This is a genomic window from Blautia sp. AF34-10, from assembly GCF_003477865.1.
Lineage (GTDB): Bacteria > Bacillota > Clostridia > Lachnospirales > Lachnospiraceae > Fusicatenibacter > Fusicatenibacter saccharivorans.
On sequence record NZ_QUED01000011.1, the window covers coordinates 72879 to 87382 of the forward strand.

Sequence of the window (14504 nt, forward strand, 5' to 3'; positions counted from 1 at the left end):
CAAAAAGAAGCGTCAGTTTTACCCGGCGCTTACTTTTTTCAAAATGCATTCCAAATCAATCTTATTCCGGCTGTTTTGCCTCTTCCGAAGAAGCCTGCTCCCCGGAGCTGTTTCTGTCTTTTTTCTTCTCTTTGCCTTTTTCCTTCTTATGCTTCGGCTTGAACTTGAGCTCTTCCACCGGGCACTCCCGCATTTCCTTCTCATCGTTCACATCCACCAGCACTTTTACGAGCTGACGAAGCACATTCACACCGGAAACCTCACCTTTCATGCCGTCCGGCAGCGTTACGATATCGCCGACACCCGGCAGCTTGCGGTTCAGGTATTCATAGGTTTCCTGCTCGTTTTTCAGGCAACACATCAGTCGTCCGCAGACACCCGAAATCTTCGTCGGGTTCAGGGACAGGTTCTGCTCTTTTGCCATCTTGATCGAAACCGGTGCAAACTCGGACAGATACGTATGGCAGCAAAGCGGTCTGCCGCAGATGCCGATTCCGCCGAGGATCTTTGTCTCATCGCGGACACCGATCTGGCGAAGCTCGATTCTCGTCTTAAAGACAGCCGCCAGATCCTTTACCAGCTCACGGAAATCAATTCTTCCGTCGGCGGTAAAGTAAAACAGCATCTTGTTATTGTCAAACGTATACTCTGCATCGATCAGCTTCATCTCCAGGTTGTGCGCCCGGATCTTCTTCTGGCAGATTTCAAACGCTTCTTTTTCTTTCTTGCGGTTGCTCTCCTCCCGCGCATCATCCTTCGGCGTTGCAATGCGGATGACTTCTTTCAACGGCTGGATCACCTTGGAATCGTCAACTTCTTTTGGCCCCAGCACAACGAAACCATACTCTACGCCGCGCGCCGTCTCAACGATAACGTGGTCGCCCACGCAGATGTCCAGCTCTCTCGGCGAGAAATAATATACTTTTCCTACGTTTCGAAAACGTACTCCTATAATTGTTATCATGCTATCAGTTTTCCTTCATTGTCAGGAACATAAGCTCCATGGTTAAATCAAAATTAACATTCGCGTTCAGGCGGGCTCTCGCCTTCTGAATCGCCTCTATAATCTTCTCCAGGCCTTCGTATGAGCTCTTATTTGCTCTCTCACGGATTCCATTCAGCTCCTGCTTGAACACAAGGGAATCGACCTCTTTTGTCGCCTTAAAGAGCAGAACATCGCGGAACCATAAAGAAAAGATATCGAAGTAATCATCAATATTGTCTTTTTCGGCCGTCAGTTTTTTGATCGTCTCCACGATTTCATACAGCGGCATACTGTCGGCGTACTTTGCCATGCGGAGTGCACTTTCCAGCGTCTCCTCGTATTCCGGAGAACGGGCAATCCGCTCTGCTTTTCCGATATTTCCCTGCGCCAGGGACGCATCAACCTCTGCCTGGTAATCCGGCACATGCATTTCGTTCATCAGATAATCTTTCACAAGCTGGTCTCCCACCGGTTTTAAATTTAACTGCACACAGCGTGACGAAATCGTCGGAAGCAGCGCATCCGGGTTGTCTGCCAGAAGCATGACAACTGCGTATGCCGGCGGCTCCTCGATCGTCTTCAGCAGCGCGTTCTGCGCCTGAAGTGTCAGCTTCTGCGCCTCGTCGATGATATAAATCTTGTACGGACTGCTGTACGGCTTGATCATCACATCGTTAATGAGCTGCTCACGGATTTCATCGATGCTGATGGTGTTCGGCTTTTCATGCTTCACATAAATGATATCCGGATGATTCTGGCTCTGTGCCTTTTTACAGGACGGGCATTCCATACAGGGCTCGACCCCGTGCTTCTCGCACTGAAGCGTCATCGCAAACAGTGAAGCCATCATTTTCTTTCCCGATCCACTCTCTCCGCCAAAAAGATAAGCATGAGATACTTTATTCATCGAAATGGCATTCTGTAAATGCGTTATGATTTCCTGATGTCCTACAACCTTCTGAAAACCCTGCATAAAATCACCCCCTGGAGTTCTTTTGTATTTCTTACTAATACTGTATTAAGTATATCACAACTTTTTCTGTTGTTCCACAAAATTCTGAATTTCGGAAAAACAGTCTTCCGGCGTAGAATTATTGGAAAATCTGCGGACAATTCCAGCTTCCGCAATTTTCTCCTCCGTAAAATCCTCACAGTCCGCCAGGAATCTCCGGCACATCTCCGCGTATTTCGGCTCTGTCTGTTTTCTTTCCCGTTCCAGTGCCCGCGAAAGCCGCAGCCCATCGTCCACCTCGACATACAGCGGAACCATCGCCTGCTCCCCGAAATATGCCTTTAATTTCAGATACGATTCCAGTGTCCCGATTCCGAGATAATCATGCTTCACAAGATCAATCTGCCCGTCATCCGCCGTAAAATAATACCACGGCCCCTGCACCGTCGAATACATGCGCTCCTCGATAATCTTTCCGGCCTCCCGCAGTTCCGAAAGCCGTTTTTCATCCACAAAGAAATACTCTCTTCCGTCCTGCTCCCCGCTCCGGATCGGCCGTGTTGTATACAGGACAAACGGTTTTAAATCCAGCGCCGTCTCCTGGATCAGATGCTCATAAATATGATCTTTCCCTGACGCACTTTTTCCCATCAGATAGTAAATTTTTCCCATTTTATCTCTCCCCGAAACACAGATTCTTTATGCCTTAAACCGATATCCAACGCCCCAGATCGTCTCGATATACTGCGGCTTTGCCGTATTAAACTCTATTTTTTCACGGATCTTCTTGATATGCACCGTAACCGTCGCAATATCTCCGATGGACTCCATATCCCAGATCTCACGGAACAGCTCTTCTTTCGTGAAAACGCGGTTCGGATTCTCCGCAAGGAAGGTCAGCAGATCGAACTCTTTCGTTGTAAACTGCTTCTCCTCTCCGTTCACCCACACGCGGCGTGCCGTCTTGTCAATCTTGATGCCGCGGATCTCCACAACATCATTCTCTTTCTTGCCGTTTCCGACCAGACGGTCGTACCGTGCCAGATGCGCTTTCACGCGTGCAACCAGCTCACTCGGAGAAAATGGCTTCGTCATATAATCATCCGCACCAAGGCCGAGTCCGCGGATTTTGTCGATATCATCCTTCTTTGCCGAAACCATGATAATCGGAATATCTTTCTTCTCACGCACCTCACGGCAGATCTCAAAGCCATCCACCTCCGGCAGCATCAGATCCAGAATCAACAGATCAAAATCCTCTTTGACCGCCCGCACAAGACCGGTGTCTCCCTGGTTTTCAATCTCTACCTCAAAGCCCGAAAGTTCTAAATAATCCTTCTCCAGATCCGCAATGGATTCCTCATCCTCAACAATCAGTATCTTACTCATGAAACAGGTACCTCCTGATATTTTCTTAATACAAAGTACATCGTGGTGCCCACGCCTTCTTTGCTGGTGGCCCACACTTTTCCGCCGTGATCTTCGAGAATCTTCTTCACGATGGAAAGACCGATGCCGCTGCCGCCTCTCGTGCTGTTGCGGGACGCGTCGGTGCGGTAGAAACGGTCGAAAATCTTCGTCAGATCCTTCGTCGCAATTCCCTTTCCGTTGTCCTCAATCTCCACCTGCACAAAATCTCCGACATCACGCAGACGGATGTTGATGACCTTATGGCTCTTGTCCATATATTTGATGGAATTGCTTACAATGTTATTGATGACACGCTTGATCTGCTCCGCATCCGCGATGACGACCGGGTCGTCCTCGAGATAATTAAAGTATGTCAGATCCACATGCTGCGCGTCAAGCTCCAGATTCAGTTCCTCCACGCAGTCATCAAAATAATCCGCAATGTGAATCTTGGAAAACGTATACGGAATGCGGTTCGTGTCAATCTTGGAATAAAACGTCAGCTCATTGATCAGACGGTCCATCTCATTCGCTTTGTTGTAAATGGTGCGGATGTAGCGGTCCATCTTCTCCGGCGTATTTGCCACACCGTCCATGATTCCCTCGACATAACCCTTGACCGCGGTAATCGGTGTTTTCAGATCATGCGAAATGTTACTGATCAGCTCTTTATTCTCTTTGTCAAACTCGACTTTTTCCTCCGCCGTCTCTTTCAGCCGGATACGCATCTCCTCAAAGTCCTCGCAGAGGTCATTAATCTCCGCCACGCCGCACGGTTCAACAGTGAAATCCAGATTTCCGTCTTTGATATTCTGTGTCGCCTTTTTCAGCTGCTCGAGCGGTCCGATCACACCGCGGTAAATCCAGAAGCTCAGGCCCAGACTGGTGAGCACCAGAATCAGCACAATCACGATGCCTAGCTCTTTTACCATGCCCGTAATCTGCGGCGCAATCTGGTCTGTCTTGGTGACGATAAACGCACTGCATTCTTTTCCGTCCGAGTTCTCATAGTCCACCTGTTTGACCATCCACTGTTTTTCATTGCGGAAATAAACGCCGCCCTTCAAATTGGCCCCCGGGTCACCGTATTTCGGCAGCTCATTTTCCAGCTCCTCCGACGACAGCTCCTCCGAGCCATTGTAAATGATAACACCATCCTCGCGCACCGCGATAAACGACTGTTTTTTCTGCAGTCTTGCATTCAGAACAGAGAGATAATTCGTTTCTTCCAGCTTTGCCGTATCCGATTTCGCGGTATCCTCTACTTCGTCGTACTCTTCTGATGTCATCGCATTCAGCAGCAGGGTGTTGTTCGAAATCGTCCGGTATGTTGCGTTCGCAAGACCGTATTTTTCACCGATAATCTTTGCTTTATACCCTACAAAAAAGTAAAACGTCAAGGCACACATCACGATCGGAACCAGTATGATGATGAAAAAAGAAATGATTACTCTCGTCCTTAATTTCATGCTTTTCTTCTTTTTTTCCATATAAGATCCACCTGTTTTCCAACACATATTTCGTACTTTTGCGCACAAAAAATCCCCAGTACGCAGTCTAAATTTATTATAGCACAACGCCTGAGGATTTTTCATTAACTTAGATGAATCTTTCTAAACTTTCTATAAACAGAAAAGCCTGAAATTAGAGGTATTTCTTCAGGTCTTCTACTTTATCCAGTTTCTCCCACGGCAGATCCAGATCGTTTCTTCCGAAGTGGCCGTAAGCGGAAGTCTGTTTGTAGATCGGACGGCGCAGATCCAGCATTTTGATGATTCCAGCCGGACGAAGGTCGAAGTTCTCACGAACGATATCGGTCAGTTTGTTGTCGGACAGTTTTCCTGTGCCGTAGCTGTCGATCATGATAGAGGTCGGATGAGCGACACCGATTGCGTAGGAAAGCTGGACCTCGCATTTGTCGGCAAGACCTGCTGCTACGATATTCTTTGCTACGTAACGTGCTGCATAAGCTGCAGAACGGTCTACCTTTGTACAGTCTTTTCCGGAGAAAGCTCCGCCGCCGTGACGAGCGTATCCGCCGTAGGTGTCTACGATGATCTTACGTCCGGTGAGGCCGGAATCTCCGTGAGGTCCGCCGATTACAAAACGGCCGGTCGGGTTGATGAAGAACTTGGTGTGCTCATCTACCATGTCTGCCGGAATGATTTCGTCGAATACGTATTTTTTGATATCCTCATGAATCTGCTCCTGGGATACTTCCGGATCATGCTGAGTGGAAAGAACAACCGCATCAAGACGGAACGGTTTGCCGTTCTCATCGTACTCTACGGTTACCTGTGTTTTTCCGTCCGGACGCAGGTATGTTAAAGTACCGTCTTTGCGGACTTTGGTCAGCTGGCGAGCCAGTTTGTGTGCCATGTAGATCGGGTATGGCATGTACTCTTCGGTCTCGTTGGTTGCGAATCCGAACATCATTCCCTGATCTCCTGCTCCAATGGCATCGATCTCCTCATCGCTCATATTGTTCTCTTTTGCTTCGAGCGCTTTGTCTACACCCATAGCGATGTCGGTGGACTGTTTGTCAATTGCAGTTACAACAGCGCAGGTATCTGCGTCAAATCCGTATTTTGCACGGTCGTAGCCGATTTCGCGAACGGTATCACGTACAACCTGCTGGAAATCAATGTGTGCGTTGGATGTAATCTCACCCATTACCATAACGTATCCTGTTGTAGTACAGGTTTCGCAAGCTACACGGCTCATCGGATCCTGCTCAAGCAGCGCATCCAGAATCGCGTCAGAAATGGCATCACAGATTTTGTCCGGATGTCCTTCGGTTACAGACTCAGAAGTAAACAGTCTTTTTTCCATTCTTTTTCTCCTTTTTTTCTTCTCTTCTCTTTTGCTTTTCGTTCGTGGGCTTTGGCTTTCCCTGAACATTTTTTCGTAAAAAAAGATCCGCAATTTTTAGCGGACCTGAATAGTAATGTTCAAATCCCCTTATTGTTCGAAAGTTTCGCTCAGGCTGGCACCTTCCCGTACAGAGCATTCTGTCTGGGGGTTGCCGTGGTTTCACAGATCCTATGTATCTCCACCACTCTGAATAAGAGAAAAGCAACTGAATTTTTGATTTTGTTTTTTGTTCCTCTGATACACTATCGCAAAATACGTCATTCGTCAAGAGGAAATGAAAGGAATTGAGACATTTTCTTACTGTTGTCCCAAACACTGTTTCTTTTTTTCTGATTTTTTGGCTGTATCTTCTGCTATTTGTGAACAGATAAGAAAAACTCTCCAGAACAGAGAGTTTTCTTATCTGCTGTATCTTTTCTTCTACTCTTCTGCTTTCATCTCGCGGACAATCTTCCGCAGCTTCAGAATCATGGACGGAGCAACAGAAAGCTCATCCACTCCCATTCGTACAAACTGCTCCGTCAATGTCAGATCTGCACCGAGCTCCCCGCAGATTCCTGCCCATTTTCCGCATTTGTGTGCATTTTCCACCACCATGCGAATCATCCGAAGAACTGCTTCATGGTGTGGGTTGTAAAAATCATCCAGCTGTTCATTCTGACGATCAATCGCCAGGGTATACTGCGTCAGGTCATTCGTTCCGATGCTGAAGAAATCCACCATTTCCGCCAGACGGTCGCTGATCATCACGGCTGCCGGTGTCTCGATCATAATGCCCTGCTCCGGAATTTTATACTGCACTTCCTGTGCTTTCAGCTCTTCCTCTACCTCTGCAACAATTGCGTAGATTTTTTCTACCTCTTCTGTTGATGTGATCATCGGATACATGACAGAAAGGTTTCCGTAAACGGCTGCGCGGAACAATGCGCGAAGCTGCGCTTTAAAAATTTCCGGCTGTTTCAGACAAATCCGGATTGCACGGTACCCAAGCGCCGGATTTTCTTCTTTTCCAAGATTAAAGTATTCTACCTGCTTATCTGCCCCGATATCCAGCGTACGGATAATCACTTTTTTGCCTGCCATGGTCTGCACGGCCTGTTTATATGCCTGAAACTGTTCTTCCTCCGTTGGGAAATCATTTCTTCCAAGATAGAGGAATTCGCTTCGGAAAAGTCCAATTCCACCGGCATCATTTTCCATCACATAGCCAAGGTCACCAACACTGCCGATATTTGCATAGATGTTGATCTTACGGCCATCCGGCGTAATATTTTCTTTTCCTTTTAACTCCTCAAGAAGCTTCTGTTTTTCTGCTTCTTCCTGCATTCTTTTTTCGGTTTCCTTCCGCACATCCTCCTCCGGCTCAAAGATAACCTGACCTGAAAAACCGTCTACAACGGCCGTCATGCCTGTTTTCAGACCGTTTAAATCCATCGGGACGCCGATTAATGCCGGAATATTCATCATTCGCGCAAGAATCGCAGTATGAGAATTGGTAGATCCATGCACAGTCACAAACGCAAGTATTTTTTCTTTGTCCATCTGTACAGTTTCACTCGGACTTAAATCGTCTGCCACTATAACAGATGGTTCCATAGAACTCAGGTCGTTATCTCCCTCGCCGCTTAAATTGCGGACCAGACGTTCGGAAATATCTTTTACATCTGCGGAACGAGCTTTCATATATTCATCATCCATAGCTGCAAACATCTCTGCAAAATTATCGCCGGTTGCTGCCGCTGCATATTCTGCATTTACCAGTTCTGTCCGGATCATGTTCTCCATTGATTCCAGATAGTCCTCATCCTCCAGCATCATCTGATGGACTTCAAAGATCGCCGCACTTGCCTCTCCAACTTCCCGGACTGCCTTGTCATACAGTCTGCCAAGCTGTTTTTTCGAAATCTCCACGGCTTCTTTCACACGTTTTACTTCTGCTTCCGGATCTTCAATCCGGGCTCTTTTAACCTGGTAATCATTTTTCTTCAGAACCGCAACCGGTCCCATAACAATTCCTTTATATACGGATTTCCCCTGAAAATACTGCATTTTTTATCCTCCGAGCGTACTTTTTACAGATTTGCTTCGAAAAACGCTTTCAGCGTCTCAATCGCTGCATCTTCGTCCTCTCCGTTTGCTGCAACGGTTACGGTATCTCCCTGCTTTACACCAAGTGACATCAGCATCATCAGCTGAGTCAGTTTTTTCGTTTTTCCATCTTTTGTGATGGTGCATTCCGATGCAAAATTTTTTGCCTCCTTTACCAGCATTCCTGCCGGTCTTGCGTGGATTCCCAGTTCATCTTTAATGGTATATTCAAATGATTTCATGCTTTTATTCTCCTTCTTCTCTGTCCATAATCCGTTCTATGTGCATAGCGAGATATCCAATTTTGATCTCCTCCATCGGAAGTTTCAGCCTCTTTTCCATCTCCTCACAGATTCGTTTCGCCGCCTGAAAGGCTTTCGGAAACTTTACGGACATGTAGTCATTCATATTTACTTTCAGTTTTTCCCCACTGACCGCTCTTGCAACCATATAGCGGATATGGTTCATCATACGGTTATACGACAACGACATCACATCGATGGTATGCCCGGTGATATGCTCCACCAAAGAAATGCTCTCCCGGACTGCTCTTGCTACTTCCATGGCCTGTGAAACATTTTCCTCCACAATTGCCGAATGAACATGAAGTGCAAGATAGCCGATTTCATGTTCATCAATTTCGATCTGAAGCCGTTCTTTTAAAAGCTCCCTGATACAGGAAGCAACTTTATACTCTTTGTAAAACATCACACGGATATCGTCGGTGAGCGGATTGCTGATCTGCTCACCGTTCTGAATCCGCCGGACAGCAAAATCCAGATGATCTGCCATTGGAAAGACGATGGAACGGTCAATTTTTCCAAATTCCTTTTCTGCCTCGTCAAGCACGGCACTCGCCAGCTCCAGGCTGAGCGGAGAAACGCCCTGTACAATGGTTCTGGCATTTCCTCGCTCCGTCATCTCTGTCAGGGAATAAATGCGGGCATCGTCTCCCGGCTGTACACGCTGTCCCATTTTTTTCCCAAATGCAATTCCTTTCCCCATGACCAGATATTCCCGGTTATTTTCTTCTTCCACTCCAATAAATGAATTGTGGTTCAGTGTTTTTGCTATCCTGTACATTCTTCTCACCCGTTTTTAAGGCACAGCTTACGCGAGAATCTCAATCGCAAATAAAGGATCTCCTGCTTTTACCGGTCCGTCTGTCAAAAGACGGATTCTCTGGTTCTCCTCCAGCTCTGTGCAAAGAACCGGTGATGTAACCGACGGCGCATGTGTTTTCAGATATTCCAGATCCAGCTTCAGCATCGGATCACCTTTTTTCACGGTCTGACCGCTTTCTACCAGTGCCTCAAATCCCTCTCCGTTCAGTTTTACTGTATCAATTCCGACATGAATCAGAAGGCTGACCCCGGAATCGGTTACAAATCCAATCGCATGTTTTGTGTCAAAAACAAACGCAACTTCTCCGTCCTCCGGAGCACGCACATAAGGATCTTCCGGTGTTACAACAGCGCCGTCTCCCATCATCTTTTCCGCAAACGCTTCGTCCGGCGCAGTAGAAAGATCAGCTGCCAGTCCGCTCATTGGACTGCAGACAGTAATGGTATCCACAACCTTCTGTTCTTTTGTTTCCTGCGCTGGCTCCGCCTCTTTTTGGGCTGGTGCATTTTCTGCTTCTGCATTTTCTGCTTCCGCATACGTATTCGGAGCTTTTTCCAGATAATCCTCTAAATTTGATTTTATCACAGTTACATTCGGTCCGTAAATAACCTGTACACCATTTCCTTTATGCACAACGCCAGATGCCCCTGTCGCCTTTAAAATACCATCGCTGACTTTCGCTGCATCATGAACAGTACAGCGCAGTCTTGTTGCACAGCAGTCCACATCCGAAATATTTTTCTTTCCGCCAAGACCTTTTGTGATTGCTTCACTCATGGCATCTTCCGATGCCACCCCATCGTTCTGCGCCTCTTTTCTTGCTTTTACATCTGCTTTCGTATAAAGCTTGGTTTCCACATCATCATCCTCACGACCCGGTGTCTTAAAATCAAACTTTTTAATCATGAATTTGAAGATAAAATAATACAGGAAGAAATAAAGAATGCCGACCGGAATCACCCTCATCCAGCTTGTCTTTTCATTTCCCTGCAGAATACCGAACAGGAAGAAGTCCAGAAGTCCGCCGGAAAAGGTAAGACCTACTGCGATATTCAGGATGTGTGCGATCATATAAGCTGTTCCCGCAAGAATAACCTGCACGACAAACAATGCCGGTGCAACAAACAGGAACGAGAATTCCAGCGGTTCTGTGATACCGGTTGCCATACACGCAAGTGCTGCGGAAAGAAGCAGACCGCCTGCTGCTTTTTTCTTCTCCGGTTTCGCACAATGGTACATGGCAAGTGCCGCTCCCGGAAGTCCGAAAATCATAAAAATAAATTCTCCGGAGAAATATCTCGTTGCATCTGCACTGAAATGTGCGATATTCGCAGAATCCGCAAGCTGTGCGAAGAAAATATTCTGTCCGCCCTGCACCATCTGTCCTGCCACTTCCATGGTACCTCCGACTGCCGTCTGCCAGAACGGCATATAAAATACGTGATGCAGACCAAATGGAATCAGTGCCCGTTTAATCAGACCGAAAATCAGCGTTCCGACATAACCGGAGCCGGTTACCAGGCCACCCAGCGCATAAATGCCGTTCTGTACAACCGGCCATACAAAATACATTAAAATTCCCACAAACATATAGACGATCGTAGAAATAATCGGTACAAAACGAGTACCTCCAAAGAAAGAAAGTGCATTCGGAAGCTGGATCCGGTAAAATCGATTATGAAGTGCTGCGACTCCAAGACCGACAATAATACCGCCAAACACACCCATCTGCAGCGACTGAATACCGCAGACAGAAGTGATGGTTCCTTCCAGAACGGATTCTGCAATTTCTCCGTTTTCCAGAATCTGACCCGTAATAGTCAGCATTGCGTTAATCGCTGTATTCATAACGAAATATGCAATAACGGCTGACAGGGCAGAAACCTCTTTTTCCTTTTTTGCCATACCAATTGCAACACCTACCGCAAAAATCAGAGGCAGGTTATCAAACACTGCACTTCCTACTTTGTTCATGATCACCAGCAGTGCATGAAGAATTGTGCCGTTGCCGAGCAAACTTGTCAGCCCGTACGTTTCAATTGTGGTTGCATTGGTAAATGAGCTTCCGATTCCCAGTAAAAGTCCGGCTACCGGAAGAATTGCGATCGGGAGCATAAAGCTTCTTCCCACTCGCTGCAGAACACTAAAAATTTTGTCCTCATTTTTTTACTCCTTGTGTAGTTTATACTTTTTACAAGAAGAGTTTCTGCGGTTTTGCATCTTTTTAGCCGGTCTGTACTCTTTTTCTGAAACAGAGTACAAAAAAGAGACACTAACCCACATAAACAATTCCTGTTATGTATAGTTAATGCCTCCAAAAATCGAGTTACACACTACAACTGTAGTTGAATATAGCACAGATAAATCTCTTTTGTCAAGTCAGTTCTTATGATTTCAGCTTTTTTCTTTTTATCCATTTTTCACATTCTTATGCATCTATTTTGTGCACAATAGCTAATCAACATCTTTTTTTGAAATGTCATAAATTCAAGATCTTCCTGTTTCCATAGTTGTGCAGGCACATGCAATACTTCTTTTTGAGCAAACAACGGTATACTTGTTCCTTCCTTCTGGAAAACCCGAAGAGATGTACCACCATCAGCAAAAGCTTTGTTTTCTATATGAACAAATGTCATTCCCTCATATACTTCTTTACTTTCAATATCCTGCCACCGGCCTTCCGGAAGATACAGTTCATATTCATCTCTGTCAAATCCGGGTGAAATAAGCAATGCATCACCAAGCATATAAGACAGATTCTGTGTCTTTGCGATTGGATCTTTCGGATATTCCATCACAAGCGGACGAATCATTGGAATACCAGACTGATGACTCTGGCAGGCGGTGTGATAAAGATATGGCACAAGTCGATGTCTGAAGTTAATCCATTTTTTTACTTCTTTTAATGCCATATCTCCATACTGCCATGGTTCCCGCGGTGTTTTACCGTGCGCTCTGGATAATGGCATCCACAATCCCATCTGCACAGAGGAAAGGTAATCTTCTATATTCGGACGTTCCTCATTTCCGATATAACCTGTGTTATAAAATCCGCCAAGATCATAACCCCAGAAAGATACACCAGACATAGCCATCCCAAGTCCGGCCTGAAGAATTGCACTGTGACTTGCTTTATCACTGGAAGAATCTCCTGCCCATGCTGCCGGGATCGTATGAGAACCCACATACCACTGCGTCCCCAAAGCATTGGCAATTCCCCATGTTCGTCGCAAATTTCTTTCATCCATGTGTAAATATTTTTTGCATACAGATACGTCAGAAGATTATGTCCTTCTCGCCCGCTCATGCCATTGTAAAATACAACATCTTCAGGTACTGCTTCAGAGAAATCTGTTTTTATCACTGATACACCCATTCTGACGATTTTTTTCACACGTTCCTCATACCATGCCAGAAATTCCGGATTTGTGAAATCAAAGCAGGCACACAAAAACTCTGAATCTGCAGTCGCTTTAAACATTGCAGGATGCCCTTCTTTATTTTTTTTGACACTCCCCACAGCTAAAGCAGGGGGATTCTTGTTTCTTCCACTACTGCATTGGCAAATACCTTACGGTACTGCAATGTCTTACACAGTGTCCACAAGCTATATTTATCCTGTTCCCGCATGCCCTGCGGTACAGTTTTTTATCTTCATGCAGACTGCATCTGCAGTCCTTTCTTTAGAATATTGATGCCTGCATTCGTATCCCGGTTATGAACTGCATGACAGATTGGACACTCCCAGATACGAATGCGCAGATTTTTCACCAGCGGATTCTGATATCCGCATGCACTGCAGGTCTGGCTGCTTGGATACATGTTTGGCACCCTGCGGAGTTCATTGCCATACCAGACAGCTTTGTACTCCAGCATTTCAAAAAACTTTGCCCACGAAACACTGGCTATGGATTTTGCCAGTTTATGATTCCGGATCATTCCCTTCACATGCAGGTCTTCGATGCAGATGGTTTGGTTTTCACGCACCAGCATCGTTGACTGCTTCTGCAGGAAATCATTCCTTTGATTCGTTACTTTCTCATGTACCCGGGCAACCCGGATCCGCTGCTTATCGCGGTTATGGGAACCTTTCTCTCTTCGGGAAAGTCTGCGCTGTTCCCTTACAAGCTTTTGCATCGCGCGTTCCAGATATTTGGGATTCGATACGGCATTTCCGTTACTGTCAGAATAGAATGTTTTGATTCCGACATCAATCCCAATCGTTCCACCCTGATTGGGGCGTGGTTCCGGTTCAAAGTCAACATTCAGCACCGCAAAATATTTTCCGGATGGTGTATGCTCAATCGTTGCGTAATTGATTTTTCCCACTTCCATCGACTGACGCACTTTAACGTATCCGAGTTTCGGAAGTTTGACATATCTTCCTACAATACGAATATTGTCTTTTTGATTCACCGTTCTGTAGGACTGAAACCGGTTATGTTTGCTTTTAAAAGTTGGATAGGAAGCTCTTTTTTGAAAGAAATTTACAAATCCCCGGTCAAGATCCCGCAAAGACTGCTGCAATGCAATGGAATCTGCTTCTTTCAGAAAGGCAAACTCTTCCCGCTTTTTCAATTCCGTCAGCATGGCAGAAGTCTGGCTGTAGCCGATTTTTTCTCCTTTTTCATAGCCTTCCTTACGCATGGCAAGTCCCCGGTTGTAGATGAGCCTGCAGCATCCCAGCGTCTGTTGAATGAAGATTTTCTGTTCTTTATTCGGATAGATCCTGAATTTTATCCCTTTTTGCATGATTCCATCTTATCCTTTGGTCTCCGCGGTGTTTTCTGATTTCCAATATACTGTTTTACTGCTTCCAGCAGTATAGGAATAGGATATCATATTTTTTTATTTCATACGACTACTATTTTGTCCATCTCAATTACTTGCGTAAATTCGATGGACGCGTCTTATATCCCCATAGCTGAAGCAAGGGTTTTACGACGCATTGGATAAATTTGTACCTTTTTAAATATCTTTTTTTACCAACACTGACCGCCTCAGCTTTGAAAGGTAAAAAACAATTCACAATAATAGTAGTAAAATTTAAGCCAATTTTTTCGCAATAAA

The 14504-nt window shown here is 45.8% G+C and carries 12 protein-coding genes, 1 pseudogene and 1 riboswitch; all 13 genes and pseudogenes read right to left on the reverse strand.

Going from position 1 to position 14504, the window contains the following annotated elements:
* Window positions 1–61 precede the first annotated feature (61 nt).
* The gene (locus DWZ60_RS08640; RefSeq protein WP_055226011.1) at window positions 62–964 is read right to left on the reverse strand and encodes a PSP1 domain-containing protein; all 903 of its coding nucleotides are present in this window, start codon (window positions 962–964) and stop codon (window positions 62–64) included.
* 4 nt (window positions 965–968) lie between these two features.
* Complete coding sequence (gene holB / locus DWZ60_RS08645; protein ID WP_022461270.1) at window positions 969–1958, reverse strand: DNA polymerase III subunit delta'; 990 nt, start codon at window positions 1956–1958, stop codon at window positions 969–971.
* 54 nt (window positions 1959–2012) lie between these two features.
* Window positions 2013–2609: a guanylate kinase gene (locus tag DWZ60_RS08650; protein ID WP_118640825.1), complete on the reverse strand. Its 597-nt coding sequence runs from the start codon at window positions 2607–2609 to the stop codon at window positions 2013–2015.
* Window positions 2610–2636: 27 nt separating this feature from the next.
* Window positions 2637–3326: a response regulator transcription factor gene (locus DWZ60_RS08655; protein WP_022461272.1), complete on the reverse strand. Its 690-nt coding sequence runs from the start codon at window positions 3324–3326 to the stop codon at window positions 2637–2639.
* Window positions 3323–4816, reverse strand: a complete 1494-nt coding sequence (locus DWZ60_RS08660) for a sensor histidine kinase (RefSeq protein ID WP_055267274.1) — start codon at window positions 4814–4816, stop codon at window positions 3323–3325. Before DWZ60_RS08660 ends, DWZ60_RS08655 begins: the two co-directional genes overlap by 4 nt.
* A gap of 175 nt (window positions 4817–4991) precedes the next feature.
* Entirely contained in the window at window positions 4992–6179 is a 1188-nt protein-coding gene (gene metK / locus DWZ60_RS08665) for a methionine adenosyltransferase (RefSeq protein ID WP_055267252.1), read from the reverse strand.
* Between the two features lie 126 nt (window positions 6180–6305).
* Window positions 6306–6418, reverse strand: a riboswitch (SAM riboswitch).
* Window positions 6419–6641: 223 nt separating this feature from the next.
* Window positions 6642–8270 carry a phosphoenolpyruvate--protein phosphotransferase gene (ptsP, locus tag DWZ60_RS08670; protein WP_119221527.1) on the reverse strand — a complete coding sequence of 543 codons (1629 nt, stop codon included), beginning with the start codon at window positions 8268–8270 and terminating at the stop codon, window positions 6642–6644.
* Window positions 8271–8293: 23 nt separating this feature from the next.
* A complete protein-coding gene (locus DWZ60_RS08675) occupies window positions 8294–8551 on the reverse strand; it encodes an HPr family phosphocarrier protein (RefSeq protein WP_117801790.1) in 258 nt (85 codons plus the stop codon).
* Window positions 8552–8555: 4 nt separating this feature from the next.
* Entirely contained in the window at window positions 8556–9392 is an 837-nt protein-coding gene (locus tag DWZ60_RS08680) for a PRD domain-containing protein (protein WP_119221528.1), read from the reverse strand.
* 27 nt (window positions 9393–9419) lie between these two features.
* Complete coding sequence (locus DWZ60_RS08685; RefSeq protein ID WP_119221529.1) at window positions 9420–11549, reverse strand: PTS transporter subunit IIABC; 2130 nt, start codon at window positions 11547–11549, stop codon at window positions 9420–9422.
* 305 nt (window positions 11550–11854) lie between these two features.
* Entirely contained in the window at window positions 11855–12346 is a 492-nt protein-coding gene (locus tag DWZ60_RS21195; protein ID WP_442857797.1) for a hypothetical protein, read from the reverse strand.
* Window positions 12341–12915 (reverse strand): annotated as a pseudogene (locus tag DWZ60_RS21200) (TIM-barrel domain-containing protein); the annotation flags it as partial. The pseudogene DWZ60_RS21200 and the gene DWZ60_RS21195, both read right to left, overlap by 6 nt.
* Window positions 12916–13088: 173 nt before the next feature.
* Window positions 13089–14186 carry an IS200/IS605 family element RNA-guided endonuclease TnpB gene (tnpB, locus tag DWZ60_RS08695; RefSeq protein WP_118700618.1) on the reverse strand — a complete coding sequence of 366 codons (1098 nt, stop codon included), beginning with the start codon at window positions 14184–14186 and terminating at the stop codon, window positions 13089–13091.
* Window positions 14187–14504: the final 318 nt, after the last annotated feature.

Coding starts and splice junctions, on each gene's coding strand:
- DWZ60_RS08675 (WP_117801790.1), bottom strand. CDS start 8,551: ATGAAATCATTTGAATATACCATTAAAGATGAACTGGGAATCCACGCA.
- DWZ60_RS08680 (WP_119221528.1), bottom strand. CDS start 9,392: ATGTACAGGATAGCAAAAACACTGAACCACAATTCATTTATTGGAGTG.
- metK (WP_055267252.1), bottom strand. CDS start 6,179: ATGGAAAAAAGACTGTTTACTTCTGAGTCTGTAACCGAAGGACATCCG.
- DWZ60_RS08660 (WP_055267274.1), bottom strand. CDS start 4,816: ATGAAATTAAGGACGAGAGTAATCATTTCTTTTTTCATCATCATACTG.
- ptsP (WP_119221527.1), bottom strand. CDS start 8,270: ATGCAGTATTTTCAGGGGAAATCCGTATATAAAGGAATTGTTATGGGA.
- DWZ60_RS08655 (WP_022461272.1), bottom strand. CDS start 3,326: ATGAGTAAGATACTGATTGTTGAGGATGAGGAATCCATTGCGGATCTG.
- holB (WP_022461270.1), bottom strand. CDS start 1,958: ATGCAGGGTTTTCAGAAGGTTGTAGGACATCAGGAAATCATAACGCAT.
- DWZ60_RS21195 (WP_442857797.1), bottom strand. CDS start 12,346: ATGGCATTAAAAGAAGTAAAAAAATGGATTAACTTCAGACATCGACTT.
- DWZ60_RS08640 (WP_055226011.1), bottom strand. CDS start 964: ATGATAACAATTATAGGAGTACGTTTTCGAAACGTAGGAAAAGTATAT.
- tnpB (WP_118700618.1), bottom strand. CDS start 14,186: ATGCAAAAAGGGATAAAATTCAGGATCTATCCGAATAAAGAACAGAAA.
- DWZ60_RS08685 (WP_119221529.1), bottom strand. CDS start 11,549: ATGCTCCCGATCGCAATTCTTCCGGTAGCCGGACTTTTACTGGGAATC.
- DWZ60_RS08650 (WP_118640825.1), bottom strand. CDS start 2,609: ATGGGAAAAATTTACTATCTGATGGGAAAAAGTGCGTCAGGGAAAGAT.